We start from the raw sequence: 22013 nt of genomic DNA on the forward strand, positions 1-22013 counted from the left end.
CTCATATGCGTACGACCCCGGATACTGGAATGTATGGATGCCCAGCCGCGCCCGCACTCCCCCACCACGGAGCCCGCCACGAGGTCCGCCACGAGGTCCGCCCCCGAACCCGCCCCCGAGCCCGCCCGTGAGCCCGCCCTCGACAGCCGCGCCGAGCTCAGCGAGTTCCTGCGCACCCGCAGGGCCCGGCTCCAGCCGGAGGACGTCGGGCTGCCGAACTTCGGTCGGCACCGGCGTGTGCCGGGGCTGCGGCGCGAGGAGCTCGCGCAGCTCGCCGGGGTGTCCGTCGCGTACTACACCCGTCTTGAGCAGGGCAACGGCCGCAACGTATCGGGCGAGGTCCTTGACGCGATCGCCCGCGCCCTGCGCCTGACGGACGCCGAGCACGCGCATCTGACGCACCTGGCCAAGCCCAAGCAGCACAAGAAGAAGCGCGCGGCCCGGCCGCAGCACCTGCGCCCCGCGCTGCGCAACCTCATGGACGCGATGGACGGCGTGCCCGCCTACGCGGTCGGCCGCCGCTCGGACATCCTCGGCTGGAACCGCATGGCCGCCGCCCTCTTCGGCGACTGGGGCGCGCTGGCGCCCGAGGAGCGGAACTGGGCGCGGATCTGTTTCCTGCACCCCGAGTCCCGCGTCCTGTTCCGGGACTGGGAACAGAAGGCGTCGGACATCGTGAGCTTCCTGCGGATGGACGCGGGCTGCTTCCCGAACGATCCGCAGCTCTCCGCGCTCGTGGGTGAGCTCTCCGTGAAGAGCGAGGAGTTCCGGACCCTGTGGGCGACGCACGACGTGCGGGAGAAGGGCCACGGCGTCAAGCGTCTCCACCACTCCTTGGTGGGCGACCTCACCCTGTCGTTCGAGACGCTACAGCTGCCCGAGGACCACGATCAGTCACTGGTGACGTACCACGCGGAGCCGGATTCGGCGTCGGCCGACGCGCTGCGGCTGCTCGCCAACTGGGGCGCGGACGCGGCGCGCGCCGGAGCCGCGCCTCGCTGAGACGTCACGGCTGATGCGGCTGATGCGGCTGGTACGGCGGCGCGGCGCCCCAGTTCCACAGCGGCACCGGCTGGTCGGCGGGGCGGCTCGCCTCCGGGCCCGAGAAGTAGACCGCGAGCCGGGTGCCCCACTCGACGTAGGCGAGGAAGGCGGACCGGAACTCGGCGTCCGTGGGAAGACCCGCGTCGTCCGCCGCGTCCTGCATCAGATCGACCCAGCGGCGGCGCTGCGGCTCGGTGATGCCCTTGCCGAGGTGCTTGCCGACCATGTGGGTGTGGCCGCCGTGCGCCTGCGAGTAGGTGGCCGGGCCGCCGAAGACCTCACCGAGCCACTGGGCGACGTGCGCGGCGTGCTCGGCGGGCAGGTCCGCGAAGAGCGGGGCGAGAAGACCGTCCTTGAGGACCTTCTCGTAGAAGATCTCCGTCAGGAGCTCGAACTTCTCCTCACCGCCCGCCCAGGTGTACAGGGTCGGGGTCGACGCGCCCGTGCCGCGCACGGCGGTGGGCGTGTAGTGGCGCATCTCCTCGATGTGCTCGACGTACGGGCGGATCTCCGCGAAGAACTCGCGGAAGAGCTCCGAGCCCCTGAAGCCCTCCAGGTGGTCGGTGGTCGATGTCCAGGTGATACGCAGGACGAAGTGCTCGAAGTCCTCCTCGCAGCGGGCGAGTTCGTAGTCGACGCACTGCGGTGCCGCGGACAGGGGGACGGCGGCTCGGGTGTACGCGGAGAGGAACTCCGCGGAGCGCTCGGACGGGATGCGGTAGCGGATGTACTCGACGGTGTGAGCGGTCATGTTCGTCGGCTCCCTCTGCGGTGGATGGTGCCGGAACGCGCGCTCCCCAGTCTGACGCCCGCGGCGGCCGGCCGCGTCAGCCGCTCTGTGAGCACCTTCCACCGCCCAGGACATGGCGAGGCGCGGCGCCGACGGACACTGGCGATACGTGATCGACAGCCCTCTCGGCGCCGCGCCCGGCGTCAACGGCTAACTCACTTGCCGTAGTACGCGTTGTAGATCGACAGCGTCGACTTGTTCCCCTTCTTGTCCGTGATCTTGGCGTGGAAGGAGATCGCCTTGCCCGCGGCCGGGTTCTTGACCTTGATCTTGCCGCCGCTGACGGTGACCTTCTTCCAGGTCTGGCCGTAGTCGTACGACACGTACGTGGCAAGGGACTTGAGGTTCGCGCCCGCGGCCGCGCCCTGCACGGTCACCGGCACGGACTGGGTCGCGCCCGCCTTGGCCTTGCTGCCCAGGTCGACCGCCGCGGCGAACCGCGCCGTGGAGACCGGCAGCTTCGCGTTGTCGGCCTTCTTGGAGCGGAACGTCCAGCTCGCGTCGATGCGGGTGGAGGCGGCCGCCACCTTGACGCTGCGCTTCACGGACGTCGACAGCTTGTACTCGGCGTCGGCCGCCGGGACCTTGAACGTGGCGCCGCCGAGCAGCGGGTCGTCGTTCTCGCCGATCTTGGTGGCGCCCTTGTAGAGGGTCGTCTTCACCGACGAGAAGAGCGAGGAACCGGCGTGCGTGTTGCCGTCGGCGAACAGCGGCAGATAGCCGCCGATCTCGTTGCCCTGCCGGGTGACGCCGTACTCGCCGCCGATACGGGGGCCGAAGACGGCGGTGTTGAACGTCTTCTCGTAGCTCTTGCCGCCCGTGAACTTCTGCGAGGCGCCCAGCGTGTAGGCCGCGTCGACGATCGGCCAGCCGTCCGGGTCGACCCCGGCCTGCTGCTCGAAGTCCAGGCCCCACTTCACGTTGTCGGCGGTGGACAGGTACATCGTCCGGGTGCCGGGCAGCGCCTGGGGAATGTTGATCGAGGAGCCGCCCGAGCTGCCGGGGAGGTAGCCAAGGGCGCTGATCGTGCCCTTCTTGTCCTTGGCCGCCGCGCCCAGGTTCGACTTCACCGTGGCGAGGTCGGACGCCTTGTAGTGCTTGGTGTAGCCGGTCGCGACCTGCTTGACCTTGCCTCCGGCCACGGTGTCGTACTCGGCGTCGTCACCCTTGACCCAGTGACCGTCCCACTGCTGGTGCAGTGAACCGTCGGTGACCTGCGGACCCAGGTGCGCGGTCCGGAAGTCGGTGTACGCGTCGAGGAACCAGCCGAAGCCGTAGCTGCCGTAGTCCGTGTCGACCGTGTAGTCGGGCGAGGCGAAGAACGACTTGGCGTCCGCCGACGGGACCGTGATGTCGACCGGCTTCGTCTTACGGGCGTCCAGCGTCACCGTCGTGTTCTTGGTGATGCTCAGCTTCGGCTGGGCGAGCCAGTCGGCGCCCTTGGTGAAGTCGCTCGGGTCCTTGTACATGCTGGTGTTGAGCACGTAACCGCCCTTGGGGACACGGATCTTGACCGTGCCCGAGGCGTCGTACGGGTTGAAGGACTTCTGCGCGGCGAGCCCGGAGAGACCTTCCAGGTCGCTGTCGTAGTACTGCGGGGCCTGTCCGTCGCGCCCGATGTGCTTCAGCGTCAGCTCGTACGACTCGACCTCGCGCTCGACCACGGCCGCCGTGCGCACGGACTGCCCGCCGCCACTCGCCACGACGTACGCGGAGTAGGCGCCGTCGACGGTTCCGCCGAGCTTGGTGTCGGTGGTCAGGTCGACCGCGGCCTTGCCGCCCGCGGGGACCTTCACCGTCTTCGCGCCGAGCTTGAAGAAGCCCGCCGGAGCCGCGGCGCCCTTGGGGTCGGTGCCCGACACCGTCAGGTCGAGGGTGACGTCGTCCTTGCCGAGGTTCTTATACGTCACCTTCTTCGTGACGGGCTTGTCGTCGGTGTGGGGCCACTGCTGCGCCTCGAAGCCGACGGACACCGGCTCGGCGACGACCGACTGCTTGATGGCCTTGTCGACGGCGATACGGCCCGAACCCTGCTCGAACGGCGTGTACTTGCCGCCCTTGGTGGACGCGGTGAGCGCGCCCTTGAGCTCGGCGTACTTCCAGTCCGGGTGCTGCTGCTTGAGCAGCGCCGCGGCGCCCGCCACGTGCGGGGTCGCCATCGACGTACCGGAGATCGTCAGATAGCCCTCGGGGTTCTGGCCGACCTCCTGGTCGATGACGCTGCCGGGGGCCGCGGCGGCGGTGATGTCCACGCCGGGTGCGGTGACGTCGGGCTTGATGGCGCCGTCGCCGACGCGCGGGCCCTGGCTTGAGAACTCGGCGAGCTTGTCGTTGTCGTCGACCGCGCCGACGGTCAGGGCCGCGTCCGCGCTGCCCGGGGAGCCGACGGAACCGGGGGCTCCGTCGTTGCCCGCCGCGATCGCGAAGAGGATGCCCTTGTCCGCGGAGAGCTTGTTGACCTCGGCTTCGAGCGGGTCGATGCCGGGGGTGTCGCCGCCGCCGAGGCTCAGGTTCACGACGTCGGCGCCCTGTTCGGCCGCCCACTCCATGCCCGCGATGATCCCGGAGTCGTCACCGGAGCCGGTGTCGTCGAGGACCTTGCCGTTCAGGAGCTTGGCGCCGGGCGCCACGCCCTTGAACTTGCCGCCCGACTTCGCGCCGGTGCCCGCCGTGATGGAGGCGACGTGCGTGCCGTGGCCGTAGTGGTCCGTGGCGTCCGCCGCCGGCGTGAAGTTCTTCGCGCCGACGACCTGGTCCTTCAGGTCGGCGTGCGTGGCGTCGACGCCGGTGTCCAGGACGGCGACCTTGACGCCCTTGCCGTCGAACCCGGCCGCCCACGCCTTGTCGGCGCCGATCTGCCGGACGCTCTTGTCGAGGCTCGCCTTGCGGACGCCGTCCAGCCAGACGCGGCTGACGCCGGAAGCGGTGGCGCCGCCCTTCTCGGCGACGAGCGCCGACCACAGGTCGTTGGCGTCCTGCTTCGGGGTGGTGATGGCGTCGGCGTTCAGGGACTTCAGCGACCTGCGGACCGTGGTGTCACCCGCGGCGCGCACATCGGACCTGGCCCCCGCGGCCGCTGCCCCCTTGTAGCCGACGATGAGCTTGAGGCCCTTCTTCTGGGCCTTGCGGTTGTCCTTCTTGCTCAACTCGGTGATGTCGAACAGGCGCTGATCGAGCTTGCCGGTGGCTATCAGGCGCTGCGCGTCGGCCGGGATCACGAGTGTGTGACCGCCGACGCGCTTCGTCAGTACGGGTATCCGCTCCCGCCCCTTGGCCCGCTCGAAGGCGATGACGCGCCCCTTGGAGTCGGCGGTGACACGGTCGCCGGTGATGAGGGTGACGCGGTGGGTGCTCTGTTCGGCGCTCTTGAGGCCTGCCGCCTGTGCGGCTGCCGCAGTGGCGTCGGGCGACTGCTTCGCCGCCGACGCCGGGCTGGTCATGCCCGCGGCGAGGGCCACGGCCGCCGCTGTGGCGATCGTGGCCCCGTAGGCTCTCTTCACTTTTCTGCGCAAGTCTCCCCCTGGAGGTTTCAAGGGGCTCTCGCCCCTGGACGAGGAAGTATTGCCCAGAGTCGAACATCTGCTCAATAGCGCGTCAGAAGTGACGAGTTGGTCGTCTGGTTTTGATCATCCGGCTGTCCGGTCACTGAGCGGCCCGTTCCGTGACCTTGATCTGCCCGCGCTTGATCGTCGCGAGGCGCGGGGCCTTCCGTGCGATCGCGCTGTCGTGCGTGACCATCACGAACGTCAGGCCGTGCTCCTTCCAGAGCCCTTCGAGCAGCTCCATGATCTCGTCGCGCATCGACTCGTCGAGGTTGCCGGTCGGCTCGTCTGCGAGCAGCACCTTGGGGCGCTTGACCAGGGCTCGGGCGATGGCGACGCGCTGCTGCTGGCCGCCGGAGAGCTCGGCGGGCAGATGGCTGATGCGTTCGCCGAGGCCCACGGACGCCAGGGCGTCGGCGGCGCGTTCGCGGCGGTCGGCCGCGCGCAGGCCCAGCGGGACGAGCGCCGTCTCGACGTTCTCCTGGGCGCTGAGCGTGGGGATGAGGTTGAAGGACTGGAAGACGAAGCCGATCGACTCGGCGCGGACCTTGGTGAGCCGCGCCTCGGGCAGCGCGGCCAGGTCGACGCCGTCGAGTTCGACGCTGCCGGACGTCGGCCGGTCGAGCCCGCCGAGCATCTGCAGGAGCGTGGACTTGCCGCCGCCCGTCGGCCCCTGGATGACGAGGCGGTCGCCGTCGCCGATGGCCAGATCGACTCCGGCGAGCGCGTCGACGGTCTCCTTGCCCCTGCGGTACTGCTTCGTGACGCCTTTGAGCTGATACATGGTGGGACTCCTGCGATACGTAAGGGGGTTGGCGGCGTGAGCGGCGGGCGCCGAGGCCGCCCGCTCGACACGCGGCGGTCGCTGAAGCCGGCCGCCTACTCGACGCGGCGCAGGGCGTCCGCGGGCCGCAGCCGCGAGGCACGCCAGCCGCCGAAGGCGCCCGCGATGAGGCCACCGGCCACGGCGAGGCCGACGGCGAGCACGATGGTCGTGGCGCTGACCGGTGCGGTCAGCGAGATGTCGAGGGCCTTCGACGCGGACTCGCGCAGGGCGCCGCCGGGGCCGCCACCGCCGGGGCCGCCGCCCATGCCGCCGCCGCCCATGCCGCCGCCCGACTGCCCGCCGGCCGAGCCGAGTTGCGCCGTCAGGGTGGGGCTGATCGCCGTCACCGCGTACGCGCCGCCGAGGCCGACCGCGATGCCGAGCACGCCGCCCACCAGGCCGTTGACGACCGCCTCGCCGATGACCTGCCGGGTCACACGGCCGCTCTTCCAGCCGAGCGCCTTGAGGGTGCCGAACTCCCGTACGCGACGGCTGACCGCCGACGACGTGAGCAGGCCCGCGACCAGGAAGGCCGCGACGAGCACGGCTGTGGAGAGCCACTTGCCGACGCTGGAGGCGAGGTCGGACGCGGTGGAGAGCGAGCCGGAGACGGTGTCGGCGAGGTCGGCCGACGTGGTCACGGTCGTACCGGAGACGTTCTTCTGGATGGCGCTCTTCACGGCGTCGATCCGCTGCGAGTCCGCGGCCTTGACGTACACCGTCGTGATCTTGTTCTTCGAGTCGGCGAGAGTCTGCGCGCGCTTCAGCGGGAGGTAGAGATCGGCCGCCGCGTCCCCGCTGTCGGGCGTCGCGATGCCCACGACCTTGATCTTGGTGCCGGAGATCGTGACGGTGTCGCCCACGGAGAGCTTCTTCTCCTTGGCGTACGAGGCGTCGGCGACGGCCACCTTGGCGTCGGACTCCTTCCCCGTGAACGTACGCCCCTTGCTGATCCTGGAGGAGGTCAGCGGGCCCAGGCCGAGCTTGCCGACGTCGGTCCCGTAGACGCTGTAGGAGTCGACGTCGAAGTCGGCGCCGCCGCCGCGCACCTGCCCTTCCTGCTGATCGCTGCCACCGCCACCGCCGGGCGCCTGCCCCTTGCCCTCGCCCTTGCCGGTGGAGCCCGGCGCCTGCTCGAACTGCCCGCGCTCGAACTGCCCGTTGACCTTCATGACCTGCAGGCTCAGCCCGCCGACGGCGTCGGCGACACCGTTCTGGCCGTCCACCTTCGCGACGGTGGCCGAGGACAGCGTCTGGAAGCCCTGCACCATGACGCGGTCGCTGCTCTGCTCCTTGCCGTCCTCGTCGTCCGTGTCCTCGCCGTCCGTCGCGTCGAACTTGAACCGCGGGCGCCCCTCGGTCTGGCCGCCGCCCTCCTTGGCCGGGGCGGCCGCCTTGGTGACGGTCATGTCCGTGCCGAGCCCGTAGAGCGACTGGAGGACCTTGCCCTGTGCCTGCTCCATGCCGGACGACACGGAGTTGACGACGATGACGAGCGCGATACCGAGCGCGAGCCCGGAGGCCACGACGAGGGCCGCTTTTCTGCGGCGGCGCAGCTCGCGCCTCAGGTAGGTGAAGAACATGTGCGTGAAGCTAAGTACGCACCGTGATGAACGGATAAGGGCGGCATAAGAGAACGATGAGAAGCCCGAACGACAGCGGCCCGCATCCCTGTTCGGGGATGCGGGCCGCTGCCGTTAAGCGCTTCAGCCGCCGCGGTTCACCTCACCGCTTCGGCCGCCGCGGTTCACCTCACCGCTTCAGCCACCGCGGTTCACCTCACCGCTTCAGCCGGGGCTCAGACGGCCGAACCGGCCTTCCACTGCGCCCAGTCCATGACCCAGCCGTTGAAGCCGTTGTCGGGCTGGACCGTCTTGTCGCCGGTGTTCCGGATGTCCACGACGTCGCCGACCATCGAGTTGTCGTAGAACCAGGCGCCCGGGGTGCTCTTGTCGCCCGCGCCCTTGGCGTCCTGCAGACCGACACAGCCGTGGCTGGTGTTGGCGCCGCCGAAGATGGACTTGGCGCCCCAGTAGTTGCCGTGGATGAACGTGCCCGACTGGGACAGGCGCATGGCGTGCGGCACGTCCTTGATGTCGTACTCGCCCTTGCCGTCGCCGTCCGTGAAGCCGACGGTCGCACCGTCCATGCGGGTCTCCTTGAACTTCTCGGAGATCACCATCTTGCCTTCGTACGTCTTGTTCTCCGGGGAGCCCGCGGAGATCGGGATGGTCTTGATGACCTTGTCGTCCCGCATGATCTTCATCTGCTTCGTCTTGGCGTCGACGACGGAGACCTGGTTACGGCCGATCTTGAACTGGACCGTCTTCTGCTGGACGCCGGTGACGCCGTCCGCTCCCTCGACGCCGTCGAGGGACAGCTTCAGGGTGACCGTGGAGTTGCCCTTCCAGTAGTCCTGGGGGCGGAAGTCGATGCGGTTGTTGCCGAACCAGTGGCCGACGACTTCCTGGCCGCTGCTCGACGACACCTTGATGTGGGACTGGACGTCCTTCTTGTTCGTGATCGCCTTGTCGAAGTTGATCGACACCGGCATGCCCACGCCGACCGTGGAGCCGTCCTCGGGCGTGAAGTTCCCGATGAAGCTGTTGGCGGGCGAGACCGTCGTGAACTTCGAGTTCTCGTGGGCCTTGCGGCCGTCGGAGTCCTTGGCGGTGGCGGTGATCTTGTACGTCGTGGCGCGCTCGAGCTGGCCACTCGGCTTCCAGCTCTTCTTGTCGGCAGCTATCTGCCCCTCGACCGCGGTGCCCTTCTCGGTCGTCATGGTGACGTCCGTCAGGGAACCCTTGCTCACCTTGACCACGGCGGCGTTGTTGATGCCCGCGTTGTCGGAACCGTCCTTGGGCGCGATCTTGATGTCGGCCTCGGACGTCTTCTTGGCAGCCGCTTCATCGACCTGGTTCTGCGACTCCTTGCCGCCGGCACTGTTCTTGTCGCCGTCGCCGCTGCAGGCCGAGAGCACCAGGACGCCACCGACCAGAGCGGACACGGCCGCGAGACCCTTGCGCCGCCCGCGCTGCCGCCTACTGTCCGTCATCACACGCTTCTCCATCGTTGCTGAATTCCCCAACACGCCAAGAACGCCGAGAGTCCCCGCAGTCCCGCATAACGTCCTGCCCGGTTCGTCCCGTTCCACTTCCGCCGAAGATGTGGGGAAGACCACGTCATGCGATGCGCCGGTGACAGCCGTGCACCTCTGAGACGACGGAACCCCGGGCGGCGGTTGCCGTCCGGGGCTACGGGTTCCGTTTTTTTCGTCCGGTATTCGTCCGCCGGACGAACTACTTTCCGTCTACGCCCTACAACCCCCGGCCGCCGGCACCGTCTGTGCCCGCGTCCGTGTCCCCGTCGTCGTCCTCATCATCCTCGCCACTCTCCCAGTCAGGCGAATCGGGGTCGTAGTCGATCTGCTCGCTGCTCCAGGAAGCCTGCGAGAGCTCGACCCCGGGCAGCTGGCTGACCAGGTCGAACGGATCAACCAGATAGGCGAGGGCCTCGGCGTCGTCCTCCTTGACGGCCGTCTCGGCATGCAGCCGCTCCTCGGCGGGCATGTGCTCGTCATCCGCGATGCGACGAAGGGCGGATGCGGCGAGATCGCCGGAGTCGTCGACCTCGACCACCAATTCGACGCGGAGCCGTACAAAACGAGATGTCTCAGGTGTGCTCATGGGTCGGAGCGTACGACCCGGGGACCCCGCGACTTTCCCACGACCCGCGCCTTTCACTACCATCGCCCCACACGGCCAATTCGCCAGCGCCACAAGGGGGATCCGATTCCGTGTCCGCACGTCGATCGTTGCTGACCGCCACCGCCGCGGGGGCCCTGCTCGGAGCCCTGTGGTTCGTCCCCTCCGCGAACGCGACAGCGACGTTCAGAACCCCGACGGCCCCTGATTCCCAGCAGGTCGTCCACACCGAACAGCGCCGAGCCACGCCGTCATCGGACACCACCGCCACCACCGCCACCGACACCACCACCGACACCGCCGCCCCCGCGAAGGCCCGTCTCGCGGACACGGGCGAGGGCGTCGACACGACGCCGTACCTGATCGGCGGGACCGCGTTCCTGGGCCTCGGGGCGGGGTTCGTGGCCTATTCGGTACGACGGGAGCGGCAGGGGCCCGCTTACTGAGGGGCGGGGCGCGGCTCACTGACGGACGGGGTCCGGCTCACCGAGCCGCGAGCCCAGCCGTGCCGCCCGCAGCCCGGGGAACGCCGCGGCCACGAGCAGCGTCGCCGTCACGCACACGAGTCCGCCCGCCATCACGGCCGCCCGCGCGCTGGTCAGCTCCGCCAGGAAGCCGACCGCCGCGTTGCCCAGGGCCGGGGAGACCGTCGCCTGGACCATCCAGAGACTGCTGACCCTGCCGCGCAGTTCGTCGGGGGTGCCGTGCTGGAGGAGGGCCGAGCGGAGCGTCTCGGATATCAGGTCGCCGAGACCGGCCAGGGCCAGGAGGGTCAGGGCGAGGGGCAGCCAGGACGTCATGCCGAAGCCCGTCAGTGAAAGGCCCCACACGAGCACCGCCCCGATCAGCGCGTGCCCGCCCGCGCGCGCCGTCCAGCCGCTGGTGGCCGCGCCGACGAGCGCGCCGAGCGCGGGGGCGGCGTAGAGCAGGCCCACCACTCCTGGACCGCCGCCGAACTGCTCGTCCGCGAGGACCGGGTACAGCGCCTGCGGCATCGTGAAGACCATCGCGGCGGCGTCCACCAGGAGCAGACCGACGATGAGCCGGTGCCCCCGGACGAAGCGGATCCCGTCCGCCACGGCCGCGAAGGCCTGCCGGACCCCCTTGCCCGTGGCGGCCTTCGCCGGGGGCAGCGGGCGTACGAAGAGCAGCGCGACGGAGAAGACCAGGAACCCGGCGGCGTCCACCGCGAAGCAGGCGGCGAGGCCCGGTCCCGCGATGAGTACGCCACCGACGGCGGGGCCGATCAGGGCGGCCAGCTGGGTCGACGCGGCCGTCAACGCGCCCGCCGCCGCAAGTCGTTCGGTGCCCACGAGGGCGGGGATCGCCGCCATCATCGCCGGACCGCCCAGGCCCGCGAAAAGGCCGGTGAGGCCGGTCGCCGTGTAGATCACCCACAGCTGGGGGTGCGGCACGAGGGCGTTGACCATGAGTCCCGCCGCCACGAGCGTCAAGGGGAGCCGGGTCACGAGCATGAGCGTCCGGCGGTCGCGGCGGTCGGCCAGTACACCGCCGATGAGTACGCCGACGATGAGGGGCAGGGCCCGGGCGAGGCTGACGAGGCCGATCTGGAGGGGCGAGCCGGTGAGGTCGTAGATCTGGACGGCTACCGCGACGCTGGTCATCAGGGTGCCGACGAGGGCGCCGAGGAAGCCCGCGTAGAGGAGGCGGAAGTCGCGATTTTCGCGCAGGGGGGTGACGTCCATGGCGAGGCCGGACAGGCGGGGCACGAGCGGCTCCAGAGGGGGGCGGCGGTCAGGTGAGGGCAGCCTTACTTGGATCACTCTGACGGGGCTCCCGCTTAAAGTCAACGAGTGTGAAGTTCAAGGGCGCTGCCGTCACCGCGGCCGTCACCGCGGCCGTCACCGCCCGCGCCGTCGCAGGTGCCCGGTACCGGTACCGTCAGTGGCGATGCACAGCGAGACTCCGGACACCGACCCCGCGCCCGCCGCCGCTCCCCGGGCCAGGCGGCGCCCCACCCACCGGAAGGGCCGCGCGACCCTCACGCGTACGGGCGTGGGCCGGGCGGCGCTGGAGTTCCTCGGCGACCACGAGGCCGCCGAACTGACCATGCGCTCACTCGCGAACGAGCTGGGCGTCTCACCCCGGGCCCTTTACAACTACGTGGAGGACCGACGGGATCTGATCACCGTGGCCGCCGAGGTCTTCGAGGCCCGGTGGCAGCCCCCGGCGCTCGACGCGGACGAGTGGCGGGACTCCCTCCGCAGGTACCTCCGGGATCTGCGCGCCCACTACCGGCGCCACCCGGGCATGACCACCCTCGCCCTGAGCGAGAACATCACCATGGCCCGCGACCCGGCCATGCTGCGGAACGTCGACGGGCTCATCGGCTTCTTCACCGAGGTCGGCCTGCCCCTGCGCGACGCCTATCCGGCGTGCATGGAGGCCATCCGGCTCGTCGTCGGCTTCGTGGAACTGCAGGACCGCGCGTACGACCGGCCGCCCCCGGACCTCGACCCGGCCGACCTGGAGCAGGTCCCGCCCCCATGGCTGCGGTCCGGCTCCGGGGACGAGCTGCCTCATCTGCTCCGGGCGAGCCAGGAACTGGCCGCCGAATCCCCGGACGCCCTGTTCGAGTTCGCGCTGGACGTCCTGACGGAAGGCCTGGCCGCACGGACCCGGTGAGGCCCGCGCCCCGGCGCGTCTCGTGGTGCGCCGCAGGAAAGTCCCACCCCGTACGGCGTGTCGTCACGCTCTTCCGTGATTTCCCTGCAGTTCCCGGCGATCGGGTGCCGGGGGACGGTGCCGCTTCGTCGATCGGGTGACCCTGGGTGTCGGACCACATGGGCGGACGGGCGGGCGGCTAGGCATGCCGTTATGAGAATCGATGCCCTGCGCAGGAACAGCGGCGCCCCGCGCGCCCGTCAGCTCCGTCTCGTCGGTGCCGTGTGCGCCCTGGTGGCCTCGGCGGCACTGGTGACAGGCTGCGGGGAGGACAGCAGCGACAAGGCGGCTTCCGCGGCGACCTCGGAGGCGGCGAAGACCGTCCCGGAAGGGGCGACCACCACCCCGTCGGCCAGCCCCTCGGGCAGCGCGTCGCTCACCCGGGACCAGTCGGAGCGCAAGGAGCTGCTCGGCGCCACCAAGGTCACCTACGACAAGGCCGCCGCCACGGCGGTGGACAAGGTCAAGGGCAGCAAGCTGACCGACCTCGAACTGAAGAGCGCGGACGACGTCAAGGACGATGACGGCGACGACGCCAGCGCGAGCCCCAGCCCCAGTCCCAGCCCGAGCGCCGGGGCCGCGGGGCCGCAGTGGGTCGCGGAGGTGGCCGAGAAGGACGGGACCTCGCACACCGTCCGCATCGACGCCGTCTCGGGCAAGGTGCTCAAGGCCGCCCCCGAGCGCGACCGGGACGCCGACGACAAGAAGGAGACGGCCGGCCGGCTCTCCCGCGTCAAGCAGACGCCGGAGCAGGCGGCCAAGACCGCCATGGCCAAGACGAAGGGCACAGTCACCTCCATCGGCCTCGACGGCAAGGACGACGGCTCCCTCGTCTGGTCCGTCGACGTCGTCACGAAGGACTGGAACAAGACCGACTTCGATGTCGACGCGGTCAAGGGCGACATCACCCACGAGCACGTCGACCGCGACTGACACGCCGTCACCACAGGACGGGGGCGCCGTCGGCCGTCAGCAGGTGACGGCTGACGGCGCCCCCGTCCACGTACGTAACGCCGCCGCTAGGCCAGCGGGCCCGTCACCGGCTCGACCGCGTCGAGGAGCGCGCCGGAACGTACGAACTCGTCCGCCGCCGCCAGATCCGGGGCGAGGAAGCGGTCCGGGCCCGGGCCCTCGACGCCCGCCTTGCGGATCGCCTCGATGACCGCGCGGGTCGCGGGGGCGGGCACGAGACCCTCGCGGAGTTCGACCGCGCGCGTGGCCGCGTACAGCTCGATCGCGACGATGCGGGTCAGGTTGTCGACCGCCGTACGGAGCTTGCGGGCCGCCGACCAGCCCATCGACACGTGGTCCTCCTGCATCGCGGAGGACGGGATCGAGTCGGCCGACGCCGGGACCGCGAGGCGCTTCATCTCGCTGACCAGCGCCGCCTGCGTGTACTGGGCGATCATCAGGCCCGAGTCCACGCCCGCGTCGTCCGCGAGGAAGGGCGGAAGACCGTGCGAACGGTTCTTGTCCAGCAGCCGGTCCGTGCGGCGCTCCGTGATCGAGCCGAGGTCCGCCGCGGCGATCGCGAGGAAGTCAAGGACGTACGCCACCGGCGCCCCGTGGAAGTTGCCGTTCGACTCGACGCGGCCGTCGGGCAGGACCACCGGGTTGTCGACGGCGGCGGCGAGCTCGCGATCGGCGACAAGACGCGCGTGCGCCATGGTGTCGCGTCCCGCGCCAGCCACCTGCGGCGCGCACCGCACCGAGTACGCGTCCTGCACGCGCGGCGCGTCGTCCTGGTGGTGGCCGGTGAGCCCGGAACCGGCAAGGACGGCGAGCATGTTGGCGGCGGACGCCCCCTGCCCCGGGTGCGGGCGGATGGCGTGCAGCTCGGGGGCGAGGACCTTGGCGGTGCCGAGGAGCGCCTCCAGGGTGAGGGCCGCGGTGATGTCGGCGGACTTGTAGAGGGCGTCGAGGTCGGCGAGGGCCATGACGAGCATGCCCAGCATGCCGTCGGTGCCGTTCAGGAGAGCGAGGCCCTCCTTCTCGCGCAGCTCGACCGGCGTGATGCCGTGTGCGGCGAGCAGCTCGCCCGCGGGCCTCAGCTCACCGTCCGGGCCCTCGGCGTCGCCCTCGCCCATGAGCGTCAGGGCGCAGTGGCTGAGCGGCGCGAGGTCGCCGGAGCAGCCGAGGGAGCCGTACTCGTGCACGACGGGCGTGATGCCCGCGTTGAGGACGTCGGCCATGGTCCGCGCGACCTCGGGGCGTACGCCGGTACGGCCCGAGCAGACCGTCTTCAGACGCAGGAACATCAGCGCGCGGACCACCTCGCGCTCCACGCGCGGGCCCATCCCCGCCGCGTGCGAGCGGACGATGTTGCGCTGCAGCTGGGCACGGAGGTCCGGGCCGATGTGCCGGGTGGCGAGGGCGCCGAAGCCGGTCGACACGCCGTAGACGGGCTCGGGCTTGGCCGCGAGGGCTTCGACGATCTCGCGCGCGGCGGCGAGGGCGGTCACGGCTTCGGCCGAGAGCTCGATCCGGGCGTTGCCGCGCGCGACGGCGATGACGTCCGCTGCGGTCGTCCCGGACGTCCCCAGGACCACGGTATGCATATCCATATTCAGCAGCGTACGGACTGAATCGCCGGGTGTCACGGGTGGATACGACCTGAGCCTCTTACCGCTCAGCGCCCGCGCCCGCCCTCCCCGGAGTCCGTGAAGCCCCCGGAGTCCCGCTCATCGCCCCGCGGCTCGGGACCGCGCCCCCTGAAGCGGCGCCTCTCGCCCGCCGGGCGCGAGCCCTCCGAGTTCGCGAGCCGCACCACCGGGTCGTCCGCGCCCTCGCGCCCCGCGACCACCGGCTTCAGCGCGCGCGCCGCCTTCGCGCGGTACTGGGCCGCGTCCGCGAGCCGGAACAGACGGCGGGCGGAGCGGACCTCGCCGATCGGGTCCTGGGTGGAGGCGACCCCGCACGCGACGCCGTCCCCCAGCTCCAACTCGGCGGCCCGTACGCACAGTTCTTCCGCGACCCGCACCACCTCGTCGGCCGAGGGCCCCACCGAGAGCAGGCAGAACTCGTCCCCGCCGAGCCGCGCGGCCAGGGTCCCTGGCAGCATCGCCCCGCACAGGGAGAGCACCGACCCGAAGCGTTCGAGGAGCCGGTCGCCGACCGCGTGCCCCTGGGTGTCGTTGACCCACTTGAGGCCGTTCACGTCGCACACGACCAGGCTCACCACCGCCCCGTCCGTACGGTGACGCTCCACCGCCTCCTCAAGACGCAGATCGACCGCGCGCCGGTTGGCGAGGCCCGTCAGCGCGTCGGTGAAGGCGAGGCGGCGGGCTTCCTCAAGGCGTTCGGTCTGCGCGATGCCCGCCGCGACCACCGAGGCGAGCACCGTCGCGAAGTCCGCGTCCGCGCGGTCGAAGACCGGTGCCCCCACCGGGCGCGCCACATAGAGCTCACCCCACGCCCGCCCGTGCAGCACGATCGGCGCGACCACGCAGCAGCCGCGACCCCGCCTGCGCAGGGCCGCGACGCGCTGATGGCAGTAGCCCGGGGCCGTGCTCTGCGCGGGCCCGCCCGCCGTCTCGACCCAGGCGTGCGGCTCGCCGCCGCCCGCCCAGCGCTCGTGCAGGAACTCGGTGATCTCCGGGAACTGGTTCACCGGGTACGCCTCACGCTCCGGGAACTCTTCCTCCCCCTCGGCGCGTTCACCCACGTTCACGAGCACCCTCAGCCGCCCGAGGTCGCGCTCCCAGACGGACAGGGCCGCGAAGCTCCCCGAGAGGGCATGACACGCGCCGCGGGCAGCCGCCCGCCAGGACTCACGCGGAGTGTGCGCGGCGGCCATCCCCTGCGCCAGCACGACTACGGCCCGCAGCCGAACGTCCTCTCCCATCTCCCTAGGCTAGGAGATTTACGACATTTTGGGCGATCGGAACATTACGGAGAGTGCGGACCGGATGCCCGACTCACTCTCCCGCCCGCCCTCGCACCCGCGCCCGCCCTCGCGCTCACTCCCCCGGCCAGTTCGGCTTCCGCTTCTCGTTGAACGCCGCCACGCCCTCCGCCCGGTCGCCGGAGAAGGCCACCGAGCGCCAGGCGGCGTCCTCGACCTCAAGACCGGCACGCAGGTCGAGCCCGTGACCGAGCCGCAGGGCGCGCTTGGCGGCGCGCAGTCCGACGGGCGAGTTGCCGGCGATCCGCGCGGCGAGCGCGAGCGCTTCCGTACGGTCCTCACCCTCGTCCACCAGCTGGTCGACGAGCCCCAACTCCCGCGCCTCGGCCGCTTCCACCCGCCGCGCGGTGAAGATCAGCTCGGCGGCGCGGGCCGCGCCCACCCGGCGCGGAAGCAGCTGCGTACCGCCGCCGCCGGGGATGACGCCGACCGACACCTCGGGGAGCCCGACCACGGCGGTCGGGTCGGCGACGATGAGGTCGCAGGCGAGCGCGAGCTCGAACCCGCCGCCGAGCGCGAAGCCGTGCAGGGCGGCGACGGTCGGCATGGGCAGTTCGAGTACGCCCGTATAGGCGGCCCGGGCCGTGGGGCGCTGGCGCACCAACTCGGCGTCGGAGAAGGAATTGCGCTCCTTCAGGTCGGCGCCGACACAGAACGCCCGCTCATGGGTGGACGTGACGACCACGACGCGGGCGTCACCGTCCAGCGCGAGGGCGTCGCAGGCGGCGCCGATGGAGCGGGCCATGTCCGTGGACACGGCGTTCATGGCCTTGGGCCGGTCGAGGACGAGCTCGGCGACGTACGCGTGCCGCCTGACGCTGACGAATTCCCCGAACCGCTGCTCGCCGCCCATTGCTTTCCTCCACGTCCGGTTAACGATCGTTATCGCGTTGCACGAGGATCATGTCACCGGTGCGGGGTGCCGGGTGGGCGTGCGGGTAAATTCCACCGCGAGGCGGTGGTCCGGGTTCGGCGGGGAACTCAGCTCCGCCGGGCGAGCAGCCAGGGCTCGACGACGCCGAGACCACGCACGGGCCGCTGCCACATCGGCTGCAGCGCGAACCGGTAGGAGGGCGGCTCGGTGCCCTCCTTCTCCGCCACCTCAGCCGCTTGGGCCGCCTCGGTCTCGGAGGCAGGCGCCTGGCCCGTCCGCGTCAGCTCCTCCGCGAGCGCGCCGTCCACGAGGACCGCGTCCCGAGGCGCTATCGACGTGAGGCGGCTCGCGAGGTTCACCGTCGTACCGAACACGTCGCCCATGCGCGTGGTGACCGTGCCGAAGGCGATGCCGACGCGCAGCTCGGGCATCGTCTCGTCGTTGGCCATGGTCTCGATGAGGCGCAGCGCGATCTCCGCGGCCACACTCGCGTCATCGGCGGCGTACAGGACTTCGTCGCCCAGCGTCTTGATGAGCCGACCGCCGTTCGCGGCGACCAGGTCAGCGGCCGTGGTCTCGAAGGCCTCGACGAGTTCGCCGAGTTCTTCCTCCTCCATGCGGCGCGTGAGCCGCGTGAAGCCGACGAGGTCGGCGAAACCGACCGCGAGCCGCCGGTCGACCATCTCCTCGTCGTCCGCGGCCTGCACGACCCGGCCGGTCGCGGCGGCCAGCTGCCGCCGCCAGACATAGACGAGGAACTCCTCCAGCTCGGGCAGGAGCAGCTCCATCAGGGGGTACGTCACTTCGGTCCGGGTCATGCCCGGCTCGGGCGGCTCCGTCAGACCCTCAAGGAAGGAGTCGATCTGCCATTCGGCCAGGCGGGCGGTGGTCTGCCCGGTCGACCGGGCCACCTGCACGGCCATCGCCTCGCTGAGCAGCCCCGCCTCGACGAGACCGGCGAGGCGGCGCAGCGCGAGCACGTCCGCCTCGGTCAGAGCCTTGGCCTGACCGATGTCGGGAAAGCCCATGGCCCGCCAGAAGCGGGAGGCCAGCTCCATGGAGACGCCTGCGCTGCGGGCCGCCTGGAACGGGGTGTAGCGGCGGTCCGCGCCGAGGATCAGCCCTTCCAGGCGCAGGGCGAGGGGGTCCTTCTCCTGGTCCCCGGGCTTCTCGTCCCCGGAGTCCATCGAGTCGAACGCATGGGTGGCGGACCCGACGGACCCAGCGGTACGTCCGGGCTCACCATCGGGAGCGGAATCACCCGCGCCCGAGCCCGTGTCGTCGACGGTCACGCCTGCTGCCCTTCCGATCTGCCGCGGTCAGGTATCGACCGGCGCCAACTTTACGGCAGGTGTGCCGCAGCTCACGCCTTTCCCGGCGGGGCGCCTCGATCTGTGGCTCCCCCGCTCGTGCGCCGCCGAACACACCCTTCCCGCCCAGCCGCCCGTTTGCCCCCCATCCTCACCTGGACGAACAGGCTCTCCGCACACCACCTACACCCCTACACCCCCCTCAGATGCACCACATCCCCCGCCCCCACCGGCTCCTGCACCCCGTCCCCCGTGGCGAGCACCAAGCGGCCGTCGCCGTCCACCGCCACCGCCTCGCCCGTGATCGAGCGGTCGCCCGGCAGCTCCGCGCGGACCTTGCGGCCGAGGGTCGCGCAACCAGCCGCGTACGTCTCCTGGAGGCGGGAGGCCGCCGGATCGCCCTCCACCGCGCGCCAGTCCCCGTACCACTGCTCCAGGGAGCGCAGCACCGCACGCAGCACCGTGTCCCGGTCCGTCGTGGCCGCCCCGGCCAGCGCGAGCGAACCCGCCGTGGGCACCGGGAGCTCGTCCGCGCGCAGGGTCACGTTGATGCCGAGACCGACCACCACGCCCCCCGCCTCCACCGAACCGGCCCGCTCCGCGAGGATCCCGCCCGCCTTGCGCTCCTCCCCGCCGACCGTCACCAGGAGGTCGTTCGGCCACTTGAGGGCCGTGTCCACCCCGGCCGCCCGCGAGAGCCCCGTGGCGGCGGCGACCCCGGTGAGCAGCGGCAGCCACCCCCACCGCTCGACCGGCACCGTGGGTCCCGGCTTCAGGAGTACGGAGAAGAAGAGACCGGAGCGCGCGGGCGCCGACCAGCGGCGGTCGAGCCGGCCGCGCCCCGAGCTCTGCTCCTCGGCGACGAGGACCGCGCCCTCGGGCAGCCCGTCGGCTCGTGCGGCCAGATCCGTGTTGGTCGACCCTGTCGCGGGCACCACGTCCAGGGAGGTCCACAGACTCCCGTCCCGCACCAGCGCGCGCCGGAGCGACGCGGCGTTCAGGGGCGGCCTTTCGAGGTCGGACCAGCGGCTGTCGTCAGGGGCGCCCGAAGGCGTACCGGAAGGAGTGTCCGAAGGATCGTCTGAAGCATCTCGCGGCGTCATGCAAGCCACCTTAGGTGTGGTAAACGCCGCACTGCCGAACCGTATACGCGCAGCTACCCTACGAGTCAGTAGCAAGCGAGCCACAGCAGTCTCAAGCCACCGCCGCAAGCCGCCAGTCGCCCCTTTGAGCAGGCAGGGAGCCGCATCCCTATGTCCGAGCCGGAAGAGCCCAACGTGCCCGTGCCAAGCGCCGCAAGCGATACCCCCGCAACCGCCGACGCGGGTGACACGGGTATCGATATCCATACGACTGCGGGAAAACTCGCTGATCTGCAGCGCCGCATCGAGGAGGCCAAGCACGCCGGTTCGGCTCGCGCGGTCGAGAAGCAGCACGCCAAGGGCAAGTTGACGGCGCGCGAACGCATCGATCTGCTCCTGGACGAGAACTCCTTCGTCGAGTTCGACGAGTTCGCCCAGCACCGCTCGACCGACTTCGGCCTGGAGGCCAACCGGCCCTACGGCGACGGGGTCGTGACCGGCTACGGCACCGTCGACGGCCGCCCCGTGGCCGTCTTCTCCCAGGACTTCACGGTCTTCGGCGGCGCCCTCGGCGAGGTCTACGGCCAGAAGATCGTCAAGGTCATGGACTTCGCCCTGAAGACCGGCTGTCCGGTCATCGGCATCAACGACTCCGGCGGCGCCCGCATCCAGGAGGGCGTCATGGCCCTGGGGATGTACGGGGAGATCTTCCGCCGGAACACGCACGCGTCCGGCGTCATCCCGCAGATCTCGCTCGTCGTCGGTCCGTGCGCGGGCGGGGCGGTCTACTCCCCCGCCATCACCGACTTCACCGTCATGGTCGACCAGACCTCGCACATGTTCATCACCGGACCCGACGTCATCAAGACGGTCACCGGTGAGGACGTCGGCTTCGAGGAGCTGGGAGGTGCCCGCACCCACAACAGCACCTCCGGTGTCGCCCATCACATGGCGGGCGACGAGAAGGACGCGATCGAGTACGCCAAATCCCTCCTCTCCTACCTGCCTTCGAACAACCTCAGCGAGCCGCCCGCCTTCCCCGAGGACGCGGACCTGGAGCTGACGGACGAGGACCGCGAGCTGGACACGCTGATCCCGGACAGCGCCAACCAGCCGTACGACATGCACAGCGTGATCGAACACGTCCTTGACGACGCCGAGTTCTTCGAGACGCAGCCGCTGTTCGCGCCGAACATCCTCACCGGCTTCGGCCGGATCGAGGGCCGCCCGGTGGGCATCGTCGCCAACCAGCCGACGCAGTTCGCCGGCTGTCTGAACATCGACGCGTCCGAGAAGGGCGCTCGCTTCGTCCGCACCTGCGACGCGTTCAACGTCCCGGTCATCACCTTCGTCGACGTGCCGGGCTTCCTGCCGGGCGTCGAGCAGGAGCACACGGGCATCATCCGCCGCGGCGCCAAGCTGATCTACGCCTACGCCGAGGCGACGGTCCCGCTGATCACCGTCATCACGCGCAAGGCGTTCGGCGGCGCGTACGACGTCATGGGCTCCAAGCACCTGGGCGCCGACCTCAACCTGGCCTGGCCGACCGCGCAGATCGCGGTGATGGGCGCGCAGGGCGCGGTGAACATCCTGCACCGCAAGACGATCGCGGCGGCGGAGGCCACCGGCGACGTCGAGGCGACCCGGGCCCGCCTCATCCAGGAGTACGAGGACCGGCTCCTCAACCCGTACACGGCCGCCGAGCGCGGTTACATCGACTCCGTCGTCATGCCGTCGGAGACCCGCGCCCATCTCGTCCGGGGCCTGCGTCAGCTGCGTACGAAGCGGGAATCCCTCCCTCCGAAGAAGCACGGCAACATCCCCCTCTAGACCGTGCCTCAGCCAGACCGCGCTTCAGCGAGGAGTCCGTTCATGATCAAGGTCGTACGGGGCAACCCCACCCCGGAGGAGCTGGCCGCCGCACTCGCGGTGGTCCAGGCGCGCGCCGCGGCGGTCGCGAACCAGCCGTCCGGCGCGCCCGCGGCACTCGACGCCTGGGCCGACCCGGCGCGCGTGGCCCGCCACCGCCTTCCCGCACCGGGGCCGACGACATGGGGCCGCACGTACTGGCCCGTGTAGGCGCGGGCCAGTGTTCCGGGTCCGTACGGGCCCTGGTCCGAGAATGAGTGGGAGGTGCCGGGGGGCGGGGGGCGCGGGCACACGGCCCCCCCCCCCCCCCCCCCGCCCCAACGGGGGGGAGGGGTGGTGGGGGCCCCCCCAACACCCCCCCCACCCCACACGGGGATAAAAAA

Annotated in this window: 18 protein-coding genes; 6 read left to right on the top strand and 12 right to left on the bottom strand. The window is 70.9% G+C overall.

What is annotated here, in order from left to right; all coding sequences use genetic code 11:
• The first annotated feature begins 33 nt into the window (after positions 1-33).
• Positions 34-1002: a helix-turn-helix domain-containing protein gene (locus ACFVXC_RS11170; RefSeq protein WP_389903925.1), complete on the top strand. Its 969-nt coding sequence runs from the start codon at positions 34-36 to the stop codon at positions 1000-1002.
• Between the two features lie 4 nt (positions 1003-1006).
• Here the strand turns inward: ACFVXC_RS11170 and ACFVXC_RS11175 are convergent, their stop codons facing one another.
• The 6 genes from ACFVXC_RS11175 to ACFVXC_RS11200 form a co-directional block, all read right to left on the bottom strand.
• Positions 1007-1795 carry a group II truncated hemoglobin gene (locus ACFVXC_RS11175; RefSeq protein ID WP_389903927.1) on the bottom strand — a complete coding sequence of 263 codons (789 nt, stop codon included), beginning with the start codon at positions 1793-1795 and terminating at the stop codon, positions 1007-1009.
• 194 nt (positions 1796-1989) lie between these two features.
• Entirely contained in the window at positions 1990-5334 is a 3345-nt protein-coding gene (locus ACFVXC_RS11180) for a S8 family serine peptidase (protein WP_389903929.1), read from the bottom strand.
• A 142-nt stretch (positions 5335-5476) separates the two neighbouring features.
• A complete protein-coding gene (locus ACFVXC_RS11185) occupies positions 5477-6160 on the bottom strand; it encodes an ABC transporter ATP-binding protein (RefSeq protein WP_389903931.1) in 684 nt (227 codons plus the stop codon).
• 95 nt (positions 6161-6255) lie between these two features.
• Positions 6256-7785 (bottom strand): ABC transporter permease, encoded by a 1530-nt coding sequence (locus ACFVXC_RS11190; protein WP_389903933.1) that lies wholly within the window; start codon positions 7783-7785, stop codon positions 6256-6258.
• 215 nt (positions 7786-8000) lie between these two features.
• Positions 8001-9257, bottom strand: coding sequence for an Ig-like domain-containing protein (locus ACFVXC_RS11195; protein ID WP_389903934.1), 1257 nt, complete (start codon positions 9255-9257; stop codon positions 8001-8003).
• Between the two features lie 262 nt (positions 9258-9519).
• Complete coding sequence (locus ACFVXC_RS11200; RefSeq protein ID WP_389903936.1) at positions 9520-9888, bottom strand: hypothetical protein; 369 nt, start codon at positions 9886-9888, stop codon at positions 9520-9522.
• 110 nt (positions 9889-9998) lie between these two features.
• On the opposite strand from ACFVXC_RS11200, the gene ACFVXC_RS11205 reads away from it, so the two are divergent.
• Complete coding sequence (locus ACFVXC_RS11205) at positions 9999-10352, top strand: hypothetical protein (RefSeq protein ID WP_389903938.1); 354 nt, start codon at positions 9999-10001, stop codon at positions 10350-10352.
• Between the two features lie 15 nt (positions 10353-10367).
• Here the strand turns inward: ACFVXC_RS11205 and ACFVXC_RS11210 are convergent, their stop codons facing one another.
• Positions 10368-11636, bottom strand: a complete 1269-nt coding sequence (locus tag ACFVXC_RS11210; RefSeq protein ID WP_389903941.1) for an MFS transporter — start codon at positions 11634-11636, stop codon at positions 10368-10370.
• A gap of 181 nt (positions 11637-11817) precedes the next feature.
• On the opposite strand from ACFVXC_RS11210, the gene ACFVXC_RS11215 reads away from it, so the two are divergent.
• Complete coding sequence (locus ACFVXC_RS11215; RefSeq protein ID WP_389903943.1) at positions 11818-12552, top strand: TetR/AcrR family transcriptional regulator; 735 nt, start codon at positions 11818-11820, stop codon at positions 12550-12552.
• A gap of 192 nt (positions 12553-12744) precedes the next feature.
• On the top strand, positions 12745-13524 hold the full coding sequence (locus tag ACFVXC_RS11220; protein WP_389903946.1) for a PepSY domain-containing protein: 780 nt from the start codon (positions 12745-12747) through the stop codon (positions 13522-13524).
• An 86-nt stretch (positions 13525-13610) separates the two neighbouring features.
• Here the strand turns inward: ACFVXC_RS11220 and hutH are convergent, their stop codons facing one another.
• The 5 genes from hutH to ACFVXC_RS11245 all read right to left on the bottom strand — a co-directional run bounded on the left by hutH (position 13611) and on the right by ACFVXC_RS11245 (position 19782).
• Positions 13611-15149 (bottom strand): histidine ammonia-lyase, encoded by a 1539-nt coding sequence (hutH, locus tag ACFVXC_RS11225; RefSeq protein WP_389904438.1) that lies wholly within the window; start codon positions 15147-15149, stop codon positions 13611-13613.
• Between the two features lie 71 nt (positions 15150-15220).
• On the bottom strand, positions 15221-16435 hold the full coding sequence (locus ACFVXC_RS11230) for a diguanylate cyclase domain-containing protein (protein ID WP_389903948.1): 1215 nt from the start codon (positions 16433-16435) through the stop codon (positions 15221-15223).
• Positions 16436-16550: 115 nt separating this feature from the next.
• A complete protein-coding gene (locus ACFVXC_RS11235; RefSeq protein ID WP_389903951.1) occupies positions 16551-17348 on the bottom strand; it encodes an enoyl-CoA hydratase/isomerase family protein in 798 nt (265 codons plus the stop codon).
• 128 nt (positions 17349-17476) lie between these two features.
• Positions 17477-18661 (bottom strand): adenylate/guanylate cyclase domain-containing protein, encoded by a 1185-nt coding sequence (locus ACFVXC_RS11240; RefSeq protein WP_389903953.1) that lies wholly within the window; start codon positions 18659-18661, stop codon positions 17477-17479.
• A 209-nt stretch (positions 18662-18870) separates the two neighbouring features.
• Entirely contained in the window at positions 18871-19782 is a 912-nt protein-coding gene (locus ACFVXC_RS11245) for a biotin--[acetyl-CoA-carboxylase] ligase (protein ID WP_389903956.1), read from the bottom strand.
• 150 nt (positions 19783-19932) lie between these two features.
• On the opposite strand from ACFVXC_RS11245, the gene ACFVXC_RS11250 reads away from it, so the two are divergent.
• Together ACFVXC_RS11250 and ACFVXC_RS11255 are read left to right on the top strand one after the other, a co-directional pair.
• Positions 19933-21591 (top strand): acyl-CoA carboxylase subunit beta, encoded by a 1659-nt coding sequence (locus ACFVXC_RS11250; protein ID WP_389903959.1) that lies wholly within the window; start codon positions 19933-19935, stop codon positions 21589-21591.
• A 42-nt stretch (positions 21592-21633) separates the two neighbouring features.
• Positions 21634-21840, top strand: a complete 207-nt coding sequence (locus ACFVXC_RS11255; RefSeq protein ID WP_389903961.1) for an acyl-CoA carboxylase epsilon subunit — start codon at positions 21634-21636, stop codon at positions 21838-21840.
• Positions 21841-22013: the final 173 nt, after the last annotated feature.

This window comes from Streptomyces sp. NPDC058257, assembly GCF_042881845.1.
In the GTDB taxonomy this organism is placed as follows: Bacteria; Actinomycetota; Actinomycetes; order Streptomycetales; family Streptomycetaceae; genus Streptomyces.

Bases quoted from the DNA above. Each gene is read 5' to 3' on its own strand.
- ACFVXC_RS11170 (WP_389903925.1), top strand. From the start codon at position 34: ATGGATGCCCAGCCGCGCCCGCACTCCCCCACCACGGAGCCCGCCACG.
- ACFVXC_RS11175 (WP_389903927.1), bottom strand. From the start codon at position 1,795: ATGACCGCTCACACCGTCGAGTACATCCGCTACCGCATCCCGTCCGAG.
- ACFVXC_RS11185 (WP_389903931.1), bottom strand. From the start codon at position 6,160: ATGTATCAGCTCAAAGGCGTCACGAAGCAGTACCGCAGGGGCAAGGAG.
- ACFVXC_RS11190 (WP_389903933.1), bottom strand. From the start codon at position 7,785: ATGTTCTTCACCTACCTGAGGCGCGAGCTGCGCCGCCGCAGAAAAGCG.
- ACFVXC_RS11195 (WP_389903934.1), bottom strand. From the start codon at position 9,257: ATGACGGACAGTAGGCGGCAGCGCGGGCGGCGCAAGGGTCTCGCGGCC.
- ACFVXC_RS11200 (WP_389903936.1), bottom strand. From the start codon at position 9,888: ATGAGCACACCTGAGACATCTCGTTTTGTACGGCTCCGCGTCGAATTG.
- ACFVXC_RS11215 (WP_389903943.1), top strand. From the start codon at position 11,818: ATGCACAGCGAGACTCCGGACACCGACCCCGCGCCCGCCGCCGCTCCC.
- ACFVXC_RS11220 (WP_389903946.1), top strand. From the start codon at position 12,745: ATGAGAATCGATGCCCTGCGCAGGAACAGCGGCGCCCCGCGCGCCCGT.
- hutH (WP_389904438.1), bottom strand. From the start codon at position 15,149: ATGCATACCGTGGTCCTGGGGACGTCCGGGACGACCGCAGCGGACGTC.
- ACFVXC_RS11230 (WP_389903948.1), bottom strand. From the start codon at position 16,435: ATGGGAGAGGACGTTCGGCTGCGGGCCGTAGTCGTGCTGGCGCAGGGG.
- ACFVXC_RS11235 (WP_389903951.1), bottom strand. From the start codon at position 17,348: ATGGGCGGCGAGCAGCGGTTCGGGGAATTCGTCAGCGTCAGGCGGCAC.
- ACFVXC_RS11245 (WP_389903956.1), bottom strand. From the start codon at position 19,782: ATGACGCCGCGAGATGCTTCAGACGATCCTTCGGACACTCCTTCCGGT.
- ACFVXC_RS11250 (WP_389903959.1), top strand. From the start codon at position 19,933: ATGTCCGAGCCGGAAGAGCCCAACGTGCCCGTGCCAAGCGCCGCAAGC.
- ACFVXC_RS11255 (WP_389903961.1), top strand. From the start codon at position 21,634: ATGATCAAGGTCGTACGGGGCAACCCCACCCCGGAGGAGCTGGCCGCC.